Below are 19,021 nucleotides of genomic sequence, written 5' to 3' on the forward strand. Positions count from 1 at the left end.
TTAAGTAATGTAAAAATACTTATTATTTTGGTTAATAGTTTTTAGTTTTGACTTAAATTGTTTAAAACAATAGATTAATTGACTATTTATGCCGTAAGCAATGTCCTCAAATGTCCTCAAATTTTCCAATGAAAAAGGCATTATTTCGATACCGCAATTTGTGCCTTTTTGGATGACGACTTAAGAATTTGAAAAGAAGATTTAAACAAAATTTTCGACCCTTTTTTATTGTTCTCAATTAATGTATTTTTATAATATAAAATATTCTACATCAATTGTTTATATTTTAAAATCCACATACAATTTAAGAAATTATTAAGAACAAAATAGGCAGAAAAATAGTAGCTTTGTTGGAGCATTTATTGGAGTTTAATTGGCTGGGCAAGAATAAATTATTAACCTTAAAATACTATAAAATCATGAACGAAGCACATTTACATTTGTTGGTGAATCACTATCCAATCGTGGGTACAATTTTGGGATTGGGAGTCTTAATGGCTGGAATGATTATCAAAAAAGATTCGGTTAAAAATACTGCCTATGTTTTATTTGTCATTGGAGCATTATTTGCCTATGCCAGTATGGCAACTGGAGAAGGTGCCGAAAAACTAGTGGAAGACATGCCTAACATTGGTGACGAAATTATTCATAAACACGAAGAGATGTCTGAAAATTTTGCAGTGGTTATGTATATATTGGGTTTTTGTTCTTTATTGGGAATTTATTTTGATTATAAAAATCACGTCAAATCAAAATTGGTTGCCGCCATAACATTGATTATCGCCATAGTTTCGGTAATATTTGCTCTTTATGTCGGAACTTCTGGTGGTGAAATTCGTCACACGGAAATCAGGGACAATGCCACACAAACTATTGGCACAGAAAAAAATAATGCTGCCATTGAACAAGGCGAAAAAGAAAAAGATTAATTTTCAGGAAAACCATTTCATAAAAGAGGCTGTCTATATAGGCAGCCTCACTTTTTCTGAAAATGAAATAAATATAAAATCAACCAGCAAAAAGCAAGATGAGCAATTGTGCCACCAAAATCCTGCTGATGGTTACCAAAGGGTAAACCGTGGCATAAGATTGGTTAGGAATGTCGGAATCCAAGTATTTGGTGCTAAAAGCCAAAGCTGCAGGATCAGTATAGGAACCACTCATGATGCCCACCATTTGATAAAAATTAAGTTTAAACATAAATCTGCTAATTAACACCAAGATGGTCAATGGAATAAAAGTGATGTAACAACCATAATAAATCCAAATCATTCCGTTGTTTTCGATGAAATTGTCATAGAAACCGTGACCGGCCTTTATGCCCACGGCGGCAAAAAACAAACAAATACCGAAATCCTTCATGAAGTGAATCGCGCCGTTATTGATGTATGAATGAATTACCCCAACGCCTCCATATCTACTGATAAATAGCGCTGCCAAAAGTGGTCCGGCCGCCAATCCCAATTTTAAAGGAACGGGCAAAGAAGGAATCATGATGGGTATGGAACCTATAATGACACCAAAAATCAACCCGCCAAATAAAGAAAGAAAATCCGGCTCCAACAGTATTTTTGATGAATTTTCAATAATTTTTTCAGCTTCATGAATTGAACGTCTATCGCCAACAACCATCAGGGTGTCGCCATAAAAAAGTTCCAAAGTAGGTTGTGCCAAGATTTCCAGTCCAGAACGAATTACACGGGTAACTCTCACGTCGAATTGGTTGTACAGATCCAATTGTGCCAATGTTTTGTGGGTAGCCGTTTTTTTGGTTACACTAAGTATTTTTGTGGTAACGTCATCTTCAGATTCGATGAACAAATCCGTTGAAATTTTCCCAACAACATCTATAAATTGATTAATGTCTTTTTGTTTGGCAACGACCATCAAAACGTCTTTTTCTTGTATGATGGAGTCTATCGAAGGGGAATAAACCACTCGTGTTCCGCTATGTTTTTGTCTCGAAATAATTATGTTCTCTATATGGAATTCCTTGAATACCTGTTTGATTGTTTTTCCAACAACTGCGGCTTTGGTAACCCTGCATTTTTGACGAACAATTTTGTTTTCAGAGTCTTTGTTTTTTTTATTCAGCAAAATAACTTCTTTTGACAAATCAATTTTCAAAAAGTTTTTGGCTAAAATTATGATGAGGATTATCCCAAAAACGCCAACAGGGTAGGTAATGGCATAAGCAATGGCGGGATCCGAAAAGTGGTCGGCAGGAAGATTCAATTGTTTTTGAATTTCTACAAGAGTTGATTTTGCAGCTCCCAATCCTGGAGTATTGGTAACCGAACCGGACATCAATCCAACGGCGTTTTCAATTTTTACATTGACCAATAAATGGATTAAATACGTAATAATTCCTCCTAAAAAAACGGTTCCAACTCCCAATGCATTAAAAATGATTCCCTCTTTTTTGAATGACGAAAAGAAAGAAGGGCCAACTTGAATACCAATACCATAAACAAACAGGATTAAACCAAATTCCCGCACGAATTGAATTAATTCCACATCCATGCTGTACCCTAAATGCCCTAAAAAAAGCCCCACAAACATTACGGCGGACACTCCCAATGAAACACTTCCTATTTTAATTCTTCCAACAAAAAAACCAACGCTTATGGCCAAGAACAATACGATTAATGCCTGTGTCATTTCCGGCTCATCGGTCGGAGTAAACAATATTTTAAACCATTCAAACATAAGTGCTAAAATTTAATTGTTAAGGAATCATTTAGTCAAGCTTCAATTAGATAATTATATTTTAGATAGAAAATTACATTTTAGGCGGTTTTTGTAAACAACTTTTTGATCAAGACATTCAAATCTTTTCCTTTCACGGTGTATGATTTGAACACAATTATTGGGAATGCGACTCCAAAAGCCAAGGCAAAAAGAATGAAAACAGTACTGATTCCATAAGAAAAAGTTTGAATGACTTCTTCAACGGATGGTTTTTGTCCATTGTCATTGCTAATCCAATGAATCATTCCCATCATGAACTCGTAACTAAGCAGCCCGGGAATCATGTTGATAACGGCTGGAATCATGAAAATGATCGGTGGTGTATGGGCTCTGTGGGCGAAATACATTCCCGAGATTCCCACAAAAGATGAAGCTGCAAAAATGGATAAAATCAGATTGACATCACAATCATTGGACAAAAGGTATTTTATGTAATAACCAACGGCTCCGAGTATAAAAACGGTCCACATTGCCCTTTTTGAAGTATTGAATATCAGCGCAAATCCCAAAGAGCAAATCCCTCCAAAAATTAATTTGGAAGTATGCAATGCAATACCGGTAGGTTGGTATGCCGCAACAACTTGGGCTTGTAAATTGGAGAAATCAAAAGCATTGATAGTATTGACAAAAGGCATGGAGAAAATCATGTTGGAAACAAAAAAACCAAAGGCAAGCATAAAAACAGCCATTGAAAAATAGATAAACCGAGCCGTTCCCGATTCGAAATAACCTTCCAAATAATCAATAAACGAATTAATCATCACCACGCCTGGAATGAGGTACAGTATCGAAACAATCAAGGCTTGTTCAATTTCGATATTGAAAAACAGGCCCGAAAAATGAATAATGGAGATGGAAATAGTGGAAGCAACGAAAAAAGCCATGAGATGATTGTGATGTCTCAGTACCATGTTTCTTCTGGCATAAAACCCAATAAATGTTGAAACATACACAATCAAAGACTGAATCCAGTCACCATCAAACAACATGCAAAGAGCCACACTGGCAAAAGGAGCCCAAAAATAGAGTTGAAAATTAGTGTATACTTTTCGTGTTCTTATTTGCACCAATCTTGACTTAATCTCGTCAATGGAAATTTTATTCTCCAGAACATCCCAAGACAAAATGCTTATTTCCGAAATGGTTTCAAAATTGATTCCTTTGTCCCGAACTGTTCTGGCAAGCGTATGCGCCTTTTGTTTATTTTCTTTGTAAATGGATATTACGATTCCGGTATAAGTCAAAACCAATTCACAATTATACCCCAAACCTTTGGCAATCCTTTCCAGGTTTCTGATAATTCGTGCGGTGTGGGCACCGCTTGTCATCATCATTTTACCAATTTCAGTAAGTAATTCCAGTACTCTTTGAGGTTCTTTTTCTTCAATCATTTCAATCTGTTTAGGTTTAATTTTCAAATCCGAATCCGGATCCGGATTTATCGTCATAATATACAGCTATTTTTTGACGTTTAAGTTGGTGATATATTGCTTAACTTTATCATGCCTTTATGAGAGGTTGTTTATTTATGCATTTACGAAAACAAAAGTGGTACAATTAACATAATAAAAGTCAGATTTATTCGCCACTTCAAAATTAGGAATTTAATATTGATATAATATGATATTTATCATAAACAGCTCTGGATAATACATTGAAAGTACTTTAAAAATCCTTCGTAAACCCTTGATAAACAAAGAAATCGTTTGCGTAGATTTATACTTTTATATGATAAATATCAGGTTTTTTCATCTTTGTTTTGTTAAATTTGAAGTAGAATTTAATAGATAATTAATAAAAAACAATACCAAAAATTATGAAAAATATCAAAATTATCCAAGAATTACACGATTTAGGAATTACAGGTTATCATGAAGTGGTTTACAATCCTTCGTACGAAGAATTATACGAAGCAGAGGTATCCCACAAAAGAAAAGGATATGAAAAAGGAGCTTTGACAGATACTGGAGCCGTGGCGGTAAAAACCGGGGTTTTCACGGGACGTTCTCCAAAAGACAGATATATTGTAAAAGATGATATTACTAAAAACACCATTTGCTGGGACAAGGAATCCGGAATCAATACTCCAAACTATCCAACAACAAAAGAAATTTGGAACGATTTAAAAGCTCTTACACTAAAACAACTTTCAACTTCCCCAAAATTATATGTTGTTGATGCGTTTTGCGGAACCAATGTAGACACCAGGCTTAAAGTGCGTTTCGTGATGGAAGTGGCATGGCAGGCACATTTTGTCACCAATATGTTTATCAGGCCATCTATTTATGAATTGCAAAACTTTGGCGAGCCCGATTTCATCGTAATGAACGGTTCCAAAGCAACGAATCCAAATTGGAAAGAACAAGGGTTGAATTCAGAAAACTTCGTGGTATTCAATCTTACCGAAAAAATCCAAATCATCGGCGGAACTTGGTATGGTGGAGAAATGAAAAAAGGAATGTTTGCCATGATGAACTATTATCTTCCGTTAAAAGGAATGGCTTCCATGCATTGCTCGGCCAACGTGGGAGAAAATGGAGACGTGGCCGTATTCTTTGGTCTTTCTGGAACAGGAAAAACTACGCTGTCTGCCGATCCAAAAAGATATTTGATTGGTGATGACGAACACGGTTGGGACAACAACGGAGTCTTCAATTTTGAAGGCGGTTGCTATGCGAAAGTTATTGATTTGAGCGAACAAAACGAACCGGACATTTGGAGAGCCATCAAAAGAGATGCTTTGTTGGAAAATGTCATCGTTGACGAATATGGAGAAATCAATTATCACGACCATTCCATCACTGAAAACTCCAGGGTTTCTTATCCGATTTACAACATCAATAAAATCGTTTTGCCTTCCAAAGCAGGACATGCCAGCAAAATAATCTATCTTTCTGCCGATGCTTTTGGTGTATTGCCTCCAGTGTCAATTTTGGACGAGGATCAAGCGCAATACCATTTCCTTTGTGGATATACCTCTAAATTAGCGGGAACCGAAAGAGGAATTACGGCTCCAGAACCTTCTTTCTCTCCAGCTTTTGGCGAAGCTTTCTTGACTTTGCATCCAACAATGTATTCTAAAACATTAATTGGAAAAATGAAAGAACATGGTGCCAAAGCTTATCTTGTGAACACTGGTTGGAACGGAACCGGAAAAAGAATTTCCTTGAAAAACACCAGGGCCATAATCGATGCCATCATCAGCGGAGAAATTGATACGGTAGAACAAAGAAAAATCCCTTACTTGAATTTGACAATTCCAACAGTGTTGCCAAATGTAAGCGAAGGAATTCTTGATCCAAGAGACACCTATGCCACCGAAGAAAAATGGACTGTCAAGGCCATAGATTTAGCTTCTCGTTACATCAAATATTTTGAGCAATATACCAATACCGAGGAAGGAAAACGTTTAGTTAAAGCAGGGCCTTCATTGGGGCAGATACCGTTGAAGTATGATATTGCTTCTCAAAATTAAATTGTAAAACATCTGTTTGTATGACGTTTTTCGAAGGTAAACGACATGCAGGCTGATGTTTTTTAAACAATTTCTTCTGATTAAGTTAAATAAAAAATTGTGATGTAATTAAATAATCTTGTATATTTGCGCTCGAATAAAAGGATTATCGAATTAAAATTTATGTTATCAACTCAATTGCATCATCATCATTTTCATTATTGCTCTCAAGCGATGTGTTAATGGTATGCGTGTAAATCATCATATTTAAAAACCCGTTTGAGTCATCAAGCGGGTTTTTTATTTTACATCCGTTTATACTCAGGCAAAACAGTATAAAACTAAAACAAACAAAAAATGAGTACTTTAAAAATTGCAATTCAAAAATCAGGACGCTTAAACGAAGAAAGTATCCAAATTCTAAAAGATTGTGGAATTTCCATCAACAATGGAAATGACCAATTGAAAGCCGAAGCAACCAATTTTCCTTTGGAAGTTTTGTACTTAAGAAATTCAGATATTCCACAATATTTAATTGATGGAGTGGTTGATATTGCTATTGTTGGTGATAATCTTTTGGTAGAAAAAGGAAAAAACATCAAAGTAATCCAGAAATTAGGCTTTTCTAAATGTAAAGTTTCCGTGGCCGTTCCAAAAACATTCGAATACAATTCTATCAAAGATTTGGAAGGAATGCGAATTGCGACTTCTTATCCCAATACCGTTATCGATTATTTTGCAACATTTGGAATGACCGTTGACATTCACCAAATCTCGGGTTCTGTTGAAATCGCTCCAAACATTGGGCTTGCCGACGGAATCGTGGACATCGTTTCCAGCGGAAGTACTTTATTCAAAAATAATTTGAAAGAAGTGGAAGTAATTTTCAAGAGTGAAGCCGTTTTGGCGGTTTCTCCAAAAGTTACTCCGGAAGTGCAATCCATTATCGATACACTTCAATTCAGAATCGAATCCGTTTTGAGAGCCAGAAAATCAAAATACATCTTGATGAACGTTCCAAACGAAAAAATTGAAGAAATTGGCAAAATATTGCCGGTTTTGAAAAGTCTTACCGTTATGCCCTTGGCAGAAGAAGGTTGGAGCAGTGTTCATTCCGTAATCGACAAAGACACTTTTTGGGACGTTATCGACCAATTGAAGGAAGCTGGAGCCGAAGGAATTCTGGTTTGCCCAATCGAAAAAATGGTGCTTTAAAAATATTGGAATTTATCTTAATGATATAAAAAATGAACAAAATATTCAATCCAAAACCGGAAACTTGGTCTTCCATCTTAAAAAGACCAACTCAGACCATCGACGATATTGAAGTTACCGTAAAAGAGATTTTCAAGGAAATTCAAAAAAAAGGGGATGAGGCTGTTGCCAAATATACATCACTGTTTGACGGTGTTCTATTTGAAAACATAGAAGTTACGACATCAGAAATAGAGCAAGCCATTGCAACTATTCCAGAAGAATTGAAAATCGCCATTCAATTGGCAAAATCGAACATAGAAAAATTTCATTTGGCTCAAAAAACGGCTAAAATAGAAGTAGAAACTGCTGAAGGTGTACAATGTTGGCAGGAAAAAAGACCTATTCAAAAAGTAGGTTTGTACATTCCAGGAGGAACAGCGCCTTTGTTTTCAACGGTTTTGATGCTTGCCGTTCCCGCAAATATCGCAGGTTGTAACGAAATTGTTCTGTGTTCGCCACCGGACAAAAGCGGAAACATCAATCCAGCCATTTTATATGCCGCCAATTTATGTGGTGTTACCAAAATATTAAAAGTGGGCGGAATTCAAGCCATTGCAGGAATGACTTTTGGAACCAAATCAATTCCAAAAGTGTACAAGATTTTTGGACCCGGAAATCAGTTTGTGACGGTAGCGAAACAATTGGCAACCCAATTTGGCGTGGCAATCGATATGCCGGCTGGCCCTTCTGAATTATTGATTGTGGCCGATGACACTGCTATTCCGGCTTTCATAGCTTCCGATTTGTTGTCGCAAGCAGAACACGGAACCGACAGTCAGGTAATCTTGGTTTCTACTTCCAAAGTATTGATTGATGAAGTGGAAGAAGAAGTTCAAAAACAACTGGAAGTTTTGCCAAGAAAAGCCATTGCCGAAAAAGCCATTGCCAATTCGAAATTGATTTTTGTCGAAAATGACAAAACTGCTTTGGAATTAATCGACGAATATGGGCCGGAACATTTTATTATTTGCACCAAAGACGAAAATTTTTATGTTCAAAATATAGGAAATGCAGGTTCGATTTTCATTGGAAATTATACGCCGGAAAGTGCCGGTGATTACGCTTCAGGAACCAATCATACTTTGCCAACCAACGGATATGCCAAGAATTACAGCGGCGTGAATTTGGATAGTTTTACAAAATCGATGACTTTTCAGAAAATATCTGAAAAAGGAATTCAAAATATTGGAAAAGCGATAGAAATTATGGCAGAAGCCGAAGGATTGCAGGCACACAAAAATGCAGTTACTTTGAGATTGAACAAGATTAGAGAGTAAAGAACAAAGAATATAGAGTTTAAGAGAATTAATGGACTGGTCTAAAGTCTATATTCTATTCTCTTTTTCTATTTTCTCTTAAAAAAAGAAACTATGAATTTCGATATAAATAATTTAGTCCGTGAAAACGTTAAGTCGATGAAGCCTTATTCTTCGGCACGTGACGAATTCGAGGATTTTGACACGGCGGACATGATTTTCTTGGATGCCAACGAGAATCCGTTCCAAAATGGCGTGAATCGCTATCCGGATCCACAACAAAGCAACGTGAAAGTGGTTTTGGCAAAACAAAAAAACGTAAATCCAAACCAAATTTTATTAGGAAACGGAAGTGACGAAGTATTGGATTTGATTTTCAGGGCTTTTTGCGAACCAAAAATTGACAACATTATTTCATTGCCGCCAACTTACGGAATGTATGGCGTTTTGGCCAATATCAATGCCGTTGAAAATAGGGAAGTGTTGCTTTCGACAGATTTTCAGCCACAAGTTGAGAAAATTTTAAATACTGTTGATGCCAATACTAAAATCATCTTTTTGTGTTCGCCAAATAATCCAACAGGGAATTCTTTTTCGGATGAAAGTGTAACTCAATTACTTCAGAATTTTAAAGGTTTGGTCGTGATTGACGAAGCCTATATCGACTTTTCGGATAAGGAAAGCTGGTTGGCTAAAATAGACGAATATCCTAATTTGGTTATTACGCAAACACTTTCAAAAGCATACGGTTTGGCAGGAATTCGTTTGGGAATTTGCTATGGTTCAGCTGCTGTAATTTCGGTTTTGAACAAAATAAAACCGCCTTACAACGTGAATGAATTGACGCAGTTGAGAGCTTTGGAAAGATTGAGTGATACTGAAAAAATAAAATCAGAAATAGCTTCCATTATTGCACAAAGAGAGGAATTACTTAAAGTGTTGGTTGATGTCAAATTTGTCGAAAAAATATATCCAACAGAAGCTAATTTCATCTTGATAAAAGTGGATGACGCCAACAAAAGATACGACGAATTGATTGCCAAAGGAATCGTGATTCGAAACAGGACGACTCAGCCTTTATGTGAAAATACTTTACGTTTGACTATTGGAACTAAAGAAGAAAATAAGAAATTAATTGAAGCATTAAAAGCTTAAAAAATGAAAAAAATACTTTTTATAGACCGCGACGGAACAATGGTGTTGGAACCAAATGACTATCAATTGGACAGTTTCGAAAAATTGGAATTCTATCCAAAAGCCTTTCAATATTTGGGAAAAATTGCTGCCGAATTGGATTTTGAATTGGTTATGGTGACCAATCAGGACGGTTTGGGAACGGATTCCCATCCAGAAGACTACTTTTGGCCAGTGCATAATTTGGTAATGAAGGCTTTCGAAAATGAAGGCGTAGTTTTTAGCGAAGTCTTTATTGACAAAACGTTTCCACACGAAAATGTGCCAACCCGCAAGCCAGGAACTGCCATGTTGACGAAATATATCAATAATCCGGCATACGATTTAGAAAATTCATTCGTAATAGGAGACAGAATAACTGATGTTGAATTGGCTAAAAATCTTGGTTCAAAAGCCATTTTTATCAGCAAGGACGAAGAGCTGGGAAGTGATGAAATTTCGTCCAAAAGACACGAATTGGATGCCGTTATTGCTTTGCAAACCACGGAATGGAAAACGATTTACGAGTTTTTGAAATTGGAAGAGCGTTCGGCTTCCATTATCAGAAAAACGAATGAAACGGATATTTACATCAATCTAAATCTGGACGGAACAGGAAAAAGCAAAATCGAAACCGGAATTGCTTTTTTCGACCATATGTTAGACCAAATTGCGCGTCACGGACAAATGGATCTGGAAATTATGGTAAAAGGAGATTTGGAAGTCGATGAACACCACACTATTGAAGACACGGCAATTGCATTGGGAGAAGTTTTTGCGAAAGCATTGGGAAACAAATTGGGAATCGAACGATATGGTTTTTGTTTGCCAATGGACGATTGTTTATCCCAAGTTGCGATTGATTTTGGAGGTAGAAATTGGTTGGTCTGGGAAACTGAATTCAAACGCGAAATGGTGGGCAAAATGCCAACAGAAATGTTTTATCATTTCTTCAAATCCTTTTCGGATGGGGCAAAAGCCAATATCAACATCAAAGCGGAAGGAACAAACGAACATCACAAAATAGAAGCTATTTTCAAGGCATTCGCCAAAGCGATAAAAGTTGCAGTAAAACGTGATACGGAGAAAATGATTTTGCCATCAACAAAAGGGATGTTGTAATATACGATTTACGAAGTTTGATATACGAATTGAAAATATCGCATATCGTAAATCAAAAATCTAATATTTAATGAAAATAGTAATCATAAATTACGGAGCAGGAAACATTCAAAGCATTATGTTTGCCATCGAAAGATTGGGATACAAAGCCGTTTTGAGCAACAATCCGGACGAAATAAAAGCTGCCGACAAAGTAATTTTTCCGGGAGTGGGAGAGGCGAGTTATGCCATGAAAATGCTTCAGGAAAGCGGTTTGGATGTTTTGATTCCAACATTGAAACAACCTGTTTTTGGAATTTGTTTGGGAATGCAATTGATGTGCAACCATTCCGAAGAAGGAGACACCAAAGGATTGGGGATTTTTGACGTGGATGTCGTAAAATTCACTTCGAAAGTGAAAGTGCCACAAATGGGCTGGAACAATATTTACAATCTAAAATCAGATTTGTTTAAAGGAATTGCCGAAAACGAATACATGTATTTGGTACATAGTTTTTACGCTCCTATTTGTGCCGAAACGATTGCCACAACCAATTACGAACTGGAATATTCATCGGCATTGGAAAATTATAATTTCTATGGAACTCAATTTCACCCCGAAAAAAGTGGAGATATTGGAGAGCAAATTCTTGGAAACTTTTTGAAGTTATAATATTTTCAATAGTAGTAATGTAATATTAAAAATCAGCGGAATGAGATTGCTTCGTTCCTCGCAATGACAAAAAAAATGAGAATAATACCTGCAATAGACATCATCGAAGGAAAATGTGTTCGCTTGTCGAAAGGCGATTACAATACCAAAATCATATACAATGAAAATCCGTTGGAAGTGGCCAAATCATTCGAAGCCCACGGAATCGAATATTTGCATTTGGTGGATTTGGACGGAGCAAAATCGAGCAAAATTGTTAACTACAAAATATTGGAACAAATCGCTTCACAAACCAAACTGAAAATTGATTTTGGTGGTGGTTTAAAAGCAGATTCTGATTTAAAAATCGCTTTTGAATCGGGTGCAAACCAAATCACGGGTGGAAGTATCGCTGTCAAAAACAGGGCTATTTTCGAAAAATGGATTGCAGAATACGGTTCAGATAAAATTATTTTGGGAGCTGATGCCAATAACGAAAAAGTGGCCGTTTCAGGGTGGCTGGAAGATTCGGATGAAGATTTAGTGCCATTTATTCAGGATTATCAAAACAAAGGAATTCAGTATGTAATTTGTACAGATATTGCTAAAGACGGAATGCTGGAAGGACCAAGTTTTGATTTATATGCCAAGATTTTGAAACAAGCTGAAGGCCTTAAATTAATTGCTTCCGGAGGAATTTCTACTTTTGATGAATTACCAAAATTAGCCGAATTGGGCTGTGAAGGGACCATTATCGGAAAAGCGATTTATGAAGGTAGAATTAGTTTAAAACAACTAGAAAATTATATTTTAGAAAATGCTAACTAAAAGAATAATCCCTTGCCTCGACATCAAAAACGGAAGAACCGTTAAAGGCGTTAATTTTGTGGACTTGCGAGATGCAGGCGATCCTGTGGAATTGGCTAAAATCTATTCGGATGAAGGTGCTGACGAATTGGTTTTTCTTGATATTTCAGCAACAGAAGAAAGAAGAAGAACCCTGGTTGATTTGGTTCGAAAAGTAGCTTCGACGATTAATATTCCATTTACCGTTGGTGGTGGAATTTCAGCAGTTTCAGATGTGGAAGTATTATTGCAAAACGGCGCAGATAAAGTTTCTATCAATTCATCGGCAGTAAAAAATCCGCAGTTGATTAATGATTTGGCACAAAAATTTGGTAGCCAATGTATAGTGGTAGCTATCGATGCCAAGCAAATTGATGGTGAATGGATTGTGCATTTGGTAGGAGGAAAAGTTCCAACTGAAATCAGATTATTTGATTGGGCACAAGAAGTAGAACAACGTGGAGCAGGAGAAATCCTTTTTACTTCGATGGATCACGACGGAACCAAAAATGGTTTTGCCAATGAAGCTTTGGCTAAATTGTCCGAATTAGTAAATATTCCGATAATTGCTTCGGGTGGAGCTGGAAATATTCAACATTTTGTGGATACCTTTGTGGACGGAAAAGCAGATGCAGCCTTGGCGGCAAGCGTGTTTCATTTCAAGGAAATTGAAATCAAGACATTGAAAAAAGAACTTAAAAATAACAATATAGAAGTCAGAATATAAAGTCTGTACTCTAAAATCTAAAATAAAATGAACATAGATATCAAAAGCGCACACGGTTTAATTCCAGCTATTATTCAGGATTCAGAAACCAAAAATGTTCTGATGTTGGGATATATGAACGAAGAATCGCTTCAAAAGACAATTGAAACAAAAAAAGTGACTTTTTTCAGCCGTTCCAAACAACGTCTTTGGACAAAAGGCGAGGAGAGCGGTAACTTCTTGGAATTGGTTGATATTAAAAATGATTGTGATGGTGACACCCTTTTAATTCAGGCAAAACCTGTTGGGCCAACTTGCCATACAGGTGCAGATACTTGCTGGCAGGAACCTAATAATCAAGAGTATGGGTTTATTTCAAATTTGGAAAAAACCATCAAAACACGCAGAGAAAATGCCGATTCCGAGAAAAGCTATGTAGCTTCTTTATTTGAAAAAGGAATCAACAAGATTGCCCAAAAAGTAGGTGAGGAAGCTGTAGAAGTGGTTATTGAAGCCAAAGACAACAATGACCATTTGTTCTTGGATGAAAGCGCTGATTTACTTTTTCATTACTTGATTCTTTTGCAAGCCAAAGGGTTCCAATTGAATGATGTCGTGAATGTTTTAAAATCAAGGCAGAAGTAAAATTATTTTTACTAAATTTTAGCCAATAAAACCCAATAATAAAGCATTTATTATTGGGTTTTTCTTTTTTCTTTTTTATCCAATATCAATCCACTATATTTACTTTTTTATTACAAATTTTGACACATAATGCAAGAGATTAATTCAGTAAATACCTATTTTACCCCAGAAAAAAACAACACTAAAAAAGGACTTCAAATTATTTTAAATACGGATGAAGACGATGCCAGACCCGTTTACATTTCAGGAAATTTCAATAATTGGCATACACAAGACAACCGATTTTTGATGGAAAAAATCGATAATAATTTGTACCAATATGAATTTGCACTCGATTTTGATTATCCAGAAGAGCTTTTATACAAGTTTACCAAAGGCGATTGGAGCGCGGTCGAAATTGACGCCCACGGAAACCGTACCGAGAATCGTTCGACCAAAAAGCATACGGCAATCCAGAATGAACACGTGGCAAGATGGAGAAGAAACTGGTTGCCGTTCAAACAATCTTTTTTACCGCAAGTGCAGTTGATTTCAGACGAATTTGAAATCCCCCAACTCAACAAAACCAGAAAAGTATGGGCTTTGCTTCCACACGATTATGATAAATCGGACGAAAGATATCCCGTGATGTATTTGCAGGATGCCCAAAATTTGTTCAATGAAGCGGCAGAACACGGCAATTGGGAAATCGATAAAAAACTGGCGGTAATGTCCGAATATAAAATCGGAAAAATTATCATCATCGGCATAGAACACGCAGAAGAAGATCGTGTAAAGGAATACAATGTGGGCGAAACCGTACTTGGAAATGGACAGGGCGAGAAATACATTTGTTTCGTTACGGAAACCTTGAAACCTTTTGTCGACAAAAATTACAGAACAAAAAAAGAACGGGAGTTTACCGGAATAGGAGGTAGTTCCATGGGTGGATTGATTAGTTTTTTCAGTGGTTTGCGCTATCCTGAAGTGTACGGAAAATTGATGGTTTTCTCCCCTTCGTTATGGGTGGTTCCAAACCTAAAAATAGACTCCGATTTAACGAATACCGATGATACCAAGATTTATTTGTATGCCGGCGGTGCCGAAAGTGACACCATGATTGAAGAAGTAAAAAGTTTAAAAGACGATATTATTTCAAGCGAATTCGTGAAGGATAAAATGAAAATTAATTTGAGCATCAATATGCTGGGAAAACACAACGAAACCTATTGGAGTGACGAGTTTCCAAAAGCAATTGAGTGGCTTTTTTTTAATTGAAAATAAAATTAAAAAATGAAAACAAATACAATCAAAAACCTCGATAATTTTTCTGGAACCATTTTAATTCCTGTTTTCGAAACCTATTCAAAAAGTCTGGTTCCCATCGAATTTCACGGAGTTTCGGTTCATTCAAAATTGTTTTATGGAAAAAAAGACACCCATTATTTGGTCGAAAAATACGATTGTACCCATATATTTATAGGGCTGGGGGCAGCCATTGATTATAAATCATTGAAGACCATTTTCAGAAGAATTTCCTCCAAACAGAAGGAATTATTTGGTACCAACGTTGCTTTGGTTTTACCGGAACAATTCACTGGAGAACAAGTCGAAGCCGCTATTTCAGGGATATATTTAGGAACTTATGATTTAGGACATTTCAAGAAAATTGAGAAACATCCGTTTTTGAACGAAGGTTTTGAATTGTCCTTATTGTCTAAAAAGGATTATTCCGAGTCCGTAACCAAAGGCCTGAAAATTGCGGACGCCCAACTGGAAATTCTCCGTTTGGTCGATTTACCGCCCAATAAAGTCACGCCGAAATATTTGTCCAATTGGGCCAACGAAACTGGAAAAAAATTCGGTTTCGAGGTGGAAGTTTTGGGTTTCGAAGCTGCTAAAATAGCCGGTTTGGGTGCGTTTTTGTCCGTTGGAAAAGGAAGCGAAAACGAACCCCAATTTGTTGTCATGAATTATGTTCCCGAAAATGCGGATGCCAAAACAAAACATGTTGGATTGGTCGGAAAAGGAATCACTTTTGACACTGGTGGATTGAATATCAAGACTTCTGGAATGCTTCAGATGAAATGTGACATGGCGGGTGGTGCAGCCGTTTTTGGAGCAATGCAGTTGGTTGCCGACTTGAAATTACCCGTAAAAATCACAGCCATTGTGCCCTGCGCCGAAAATTCGGTGGACGCCAAATCTTTTATGCCTAGCGATGTCATTCATTCGTATAATGGAACTTCCATAGAAATAATTGACACAGATGCCGAAGGTCGATTGGTTTTGGCTGATGGATTGTCGTATTTAATCAAAAATTTCAAACCCGAATATATTGTTGATGTGGCCACCTTGACGGGAAGTGCAATGGGAACTTTTGGTTACGAATGTGCTGCCTTGTTTACCAATAATGAGGCTGTTTCGAAGAAATTGCAAGAATCTGGCGACGCCATTGGAGAACGTTTATGGCAATTACCGCTTTGGGATTGCTACAAACCCGATATCGAAAGCGAAATTGCCGACGTGAAAAACTACAGCGGAAAACCGGTTGCCGGAGCGATAAGTGCAGCCAAGTTTTTGGAATATTTTACCGAAAACCACAAGGCTTGGGCACATCTTGATATTGCCGGAGTGGCCTTTGGCGATGATGAATTTGCAAAAAGTAAACATGCCACCGCTTATGGAGTTCATTTATTGACTAAATTCATTGAAAATTTATAAATAATTTGACTTCGACAGTTCGCTGTCGCTCGTGTGCGGTGAAAACATTGTTTTTATGAAAAGATATTTAAGTCTTGTTTGTTTCTCCTTACTCCTTATTAACGGTGTAAAAGCACAAGGACTTCTTGAAAAAAAAGAAGAAACTTTTACGAGACAAGATACTTTGCGTGGCAGTATAACTCCCGAAAGAGCTTGGTGGGACTTGAAATACTACCATCTTGACATCAAGGTAAATCCCGCAGACAGCACGATTTCGGGTTCCAATACCATTCGCTACAAGGTTTTGAAGTCGTCCAACAGGATGCAAATTGATCTTCAAAAGCCATTAGAAATTTACAAAGTGACCCAAGACGGCAAAGAGCTTAAATCCCAGAGAAACGGAAACGCTTTTTTTGTCCAATTAAAAAAACCACAAAAGATAGGAGCGATAAAAGAAGTTATCGTGTTTTATGGCGGCAAACCCAAAATTGCCGTGAATCCACCTTGGGATGGAGGAATTACTTGGAGCAAGGACAAAAATGGAAATCCCTTTATCGCTTCGACGTGCCAAGGATTGGGTGCCAGTGTTTGGTGGCCCAACAAAGACCATATGTACGACGAAGTGGACAATATGCTGATTAGCGTCAATGTTCCCCAGAATTTGACGGATGTTTCCAACGGTCGTTTGCAAGGCGTAACCGATTTGAAAGATGGCACCAGAACTTTTACTTGGTATGTTTCCAACCCAATCAACAATTATGGCGTAAATATAAACATTGGCGATTATGTCTCTTTTTCCGAAGTTTATAAAGGGGAAAAAGGCGATTTGGACTGCAATTATTATGTTCTGGGAGATAATTTGGCACGAGCCAAAACACACTTTAAGGAAGTGCCTCAAATGCTCAAAGCTTTCGAACATTGGTTTGGCCCTTATCCTTTTTATAAAGACAGTTACAAACTCGTGGAAGCCCCATATTTAGGGATGGAACACCAAAGCAGCATCACTTATGGCAATGGATATCAAAATGGCTATTTAGGAAGAGACCGCAGCGAGTCTGGCTGGGGATCGAAATTCGATTATATTATTGTTCACGAATCAGGACACGAATGGTTTGCCAATAATATTACCTACAAAGACATTGCCGATATGTGGATTCACGAGAGTTTCGCCTGCTATTCCGAAAACCTGTTCGTGGAATATTATTATGGCAAGAAAGCTGGCGCAGAATACGTGAGAGGACAGCGAAACGAGATTCAAAACAAAAGCCAAATGATTGGCAAGTACAATGTAAACAATGAAGGTGCCGATTTGTATAACAAAGGTGCCAATATGTTGCACACGTTGCGTCAAATCGTTAATGACGACGAGAAATGGAGAACAACTTTACGAGGATTGAACAGCACGTTTTACCACCAAACCGTTACCACCAAACAAATCGAGGATTATTTAAGCCAAGCCGTTGGACTTGATTTAAAACCATTTTTTGACCAATATTTGAGAGATACCAGAATCCCGGCCTTGGAATATAAATTCAAGGACAACAATCTTTCCTATCGCTGGACGAATTGTGTCCCCGGTTTCAATATGTCTTTAAAAGTAACCTTGAATGGAAAAGAACAATGGCTGAAACCGCAAGCAGAATGGACTAATTTACATCAAACTGCGAAAGATTTGAAAGTGGAAGTCGACAAGGATTTTTATGTGGATGCGTTGAAATTAATTAATTAATTATACATCACAAATTAATATTGCTTGTTTTAAAGCTGCCAATTTATCTGGGTTTTTTGGTACAAATTCTTGCCCAACATAACCATTAAAACCTGTATTTGCAATTGCTTTCATAATTGCAGCATAATTTAGTTCTTGGGTATCATCAATTTCATGGCGACCAGGAACTCCTGCGGTATGATAATGAGCTATAAATTGGTGGTTTTCTTCGATGGTTCTAATAACGTCACCTTCATCAATTTGCATATGATAGATATCGTATAAAAGTTTGAAATTTTGGGAATTTATACGTTTGACCAATTCTACGCCCCAAGCTGTTTTATCACATTGATAATCGATATGGTCAATTTTGCTGTTAAGCAACTCCATAACCAGAATTACATCGTGTTTTTCGGCTAATGGGATTAGTTTTTTCAATCCAATTACACAATTATTCCAACCTTCTTCATCCGATTTACCTCTTCTGTTACCACTAAAACAAATCAGGTTTTTGTATCCTGCTTTTGCTACCAAAGGAATCATTTCGGAGTAATTTTGGATCAGTTTTTCGTGAAATTGCAAATCATTAAAACCATCGACCAAATTTAGTTCCGCTCCATTGCACATAGTTGAAACCAATCCATATTTTTTTAGTACTGGCCAATCTTCAGGTCCAACCAAATCTATTCCCGTTATTCCTATTTTTTTTACTTCAAAACAAAGTGTTTCAATATCCATTTCATCAAAACACCATCTTGCAACAGAGTGATTTATAGCAGCTTTCAAATTT

The 19,021-nt window shown here is 36.9% G+C and carries 16 protein-coding genes; 13 read left to right on the top strand and 3 right to left on the bottom strand.

Translation table 11 applies throughout. From position 1 onward, the window contains the following. Nucleotides 1-419: 419 nt before the first annotated feature. Nucleotides 420-929 carry a DUF2231 domain-containing protein gene (locus BUC16_RS13875; protein ID WP_073371468.1) on the top strand — a complete coding sequence of 170 codons (510 nt, stop codon included), beginning with the start codon at nt 420-422 and terminating at the stop codon, nt 927-929. 79 nt (nt 930-1,008) lie between these two features. Here BUC16_RS13875 and BUC16_RS13880 read toward each other — a convergent pair whose 3' ends face one another. Both BUC16_RS13880 and BUC16_RS13885 read right to left on the bottom strand, forming a co-directional pair. Beyond that, a complete protein-coding gene (locus BUC16_RS13880; RefSeq protein ID WP_084546248.1) occupies nt 1,009-2,709 on the bottom strand; it encodes a putative transporter in 1,701 nt (566 codons plus the stop codon). An 80-nt stretch (nt 2,710-2,789) separates the two neighbouring features. Then, nucleotides 2,790-4,199, bottom strand: a complete 1,410-nt coding sequence (locus BUC16_RS13885) for a threonine/serine exporter family protein (RefSeq protein ID WP_073371389.1) — start codon at nt 4,197-4,199, stop codon at nt 2,790-2,792. Nucleotides 4,200-4,567: 368 nt separating this feature from the next. On the opposite strand from BUC16_RS13885, the gene pckA reads away from it, so the two are divergent. The 12 genes from pckA (at nt 4,568) to BUC16_RS13945 (ending at nt 18,252) form a co-directional block, all read left to right on the top strand. Beyond that, nucleotides 4,568-6,226 carry a phosphoenolpyruvate carboxykinase (ATP) gene (gene pckA / locus BUC16_RS13890; RefSeq protein ID WP_073371390.1) on the top strand — a complete coding sequence of 553 codons (1,659 nt, stop codon included), beginning with the start codon at nt 4,568-4,570 and terminating at the stop codon, nt 6,224-6,226. Nucleotides 6,227-6,562: 336 nt separating this feature from the next. Continuing rightward, on the top strand, nt 6,563-7,420 hold the full coding sequence (hisG, locus tag BUC16_RS13895) for an ATP phosphoribosyltransferase (protein ID WP_073371391.1): 858 nt from the start codon (nt 6,563-6,565) through the stop codon (nt 7,418-7,420). A gap of 32 nt (nt 7,421-7,452) precedes the next feature. After that, nucleotides 7,453-8,739: a histidinol dehydrogenase gene (gene hisD / locus BUC16_RS13900; protein ID WP_073371392.1), complete on the top strand. Its 1,287-nt coding sequence runs from the start codon at nt 7,453-7,455 to the stop codon at nt 8,737-8,739. A gap of 93 nt (nt 8,740-8,832) precedes the next feature. Beyond that, nucleotides 8,833-9,873 (top strand): histidinol-phosphate transaminase, encoded by a 1,041-nt coding sequence (gene hisC / locus BUC16_RS13905; RefSeq protein ID WP_073371393.1) that lies wholly within the window; start codon nt 8,833-8,835, stop codon nt 9,871-9,873. Between the two features lie 3 nt (nt 9,874-9,876). Then, entirely contained in the window at nt 9,877-11,013 is a 1,137-nt protein-coding gene (gene hisB / locus BUC16_RS13910; protein WP_073371394.1) for a bifunctional histidinol-phosphatase/imidazoleglycerol-phosphate dehydratase HisB, read from the top strand. Nucleotides 11,014-11,083: 70 nt separating this feature from the next. Beyond that, nucleotides 11,084-11,665, top strand: a complete 582-nt coding sequence (hisH, locus tag BUC16_RS13915; protein WP_073371395.1) for an imidazole glycerol phosphate synthase subunit HisH — start codon at nt 11,084-11,086, stop codon at nt 11,663-11,665. Nucleotides 11,666-11,740: 75 nt separating this feature from the next. Beyond that, nucleotides 11,741-12,472 (top strand): 1-(5-phosphoribosyl)-5-[(5-phosphoribosylamino)methylideneamino]imidazole-4-carboxamide isomerase, encoded by a 732-nt coding sequence (hisA, locus tag BUC16_RS13920; protein WP_073371470.1) that lies wholly within the window; start codon nt 11,741-11,743, stop codon nt 12,470-12,472. Then, nucleotides 12,462-13,217 carry an imidazole glycerol phosphate synthase subunit HisF gene (hisF, locus tag BUC16_RS13925; RefSeq protein WP_073371396.1) on the top strand — a complete coding sequence of 252 codons (756 nt, stop codon included), beginning with the start codon at nt 12,462-12,464 and terminating at the stop codon, nt 13,215-13,217. Before hisA ends, hisF begins: the two co-directional genes overlap by 11 nt. Before the next feature lie 27 nt (nt 13,218-13,244). Next, nucleotides 13,245-13,841 carry a bifunctional phosphoribosyl-AMP cyclohydrolase/phosphoribosyl-ATP diphosphatase HisIE gene (gene hisIE, locus BUC16_RS13930; protein WP_073371397.1) on the top strand — a complete coding sequence of 199 codons (597 nt, stop codon included), beginning with the start codon at nt 13,245-13,247 and terminating at the stop codon, nt 13,839-13,841. Between the two features lie 129 nt (nt 13,842-13,970). Then, nucleotides 13,971-15,098, top strand: coding sequence for an alpha/beta hydrolase (locus BUC16_RS13935; protein WP_073371398.1), 1,128 nt, complete (start codon nt 13,971-13,973; stop codon nt 15,096-15,098). 15 nt (nt 15,099-15,113) lie between these two features. Further along, nucleotides 15,114-16,544, top strand: coding sequence for a leucyl aminopeptidase family protein (locus tag BUC16_RS13940; protein WP_073371399.1), 1,431 nt, complete (start codon nt 15,114-15,116; stop codon nt 16,542-16,544). Nucleotides 16,545-16,599: 55 nt separating this feature from the next. Beyond that, complete coding sequence (locus BUC16_RS13945) at nt 16,600-18,252, top strand: M1 family metallopeptidase (RefSeq protein WP_073371400.1); 1,653 nt, start codon at nt 16,600-16,602, stop codon at nt 18,250-18,252. Here BUC16_RS13945 and BUC16_RS13950 read toward each other — a convergent pair whose 3' ends face one another. Beyond that, on the bottom strand, nt 18,253-19,017 hold the full coding sequence (locus tag BUC16_RS13950; RefSeq protein ID WP_244534368.1) for a hydroxypyruvate isomerase family protein: 765 nt from the start codon (nt 19,015-19,017) through the stop codon (nt 18,253-18,255). Nucleotides 19,018-19,021: the final 4 nt, after the last annotated feature.

The organism is Flavobacterium fluvii, from assembly GCF_900129545.1.
Lineage (GTDB): Bacteria > Bacteroidota > Bacteroidia > Flavobacteriales > Flavobacteriaceae > Flavobacterium > Flavobacterium fluvii.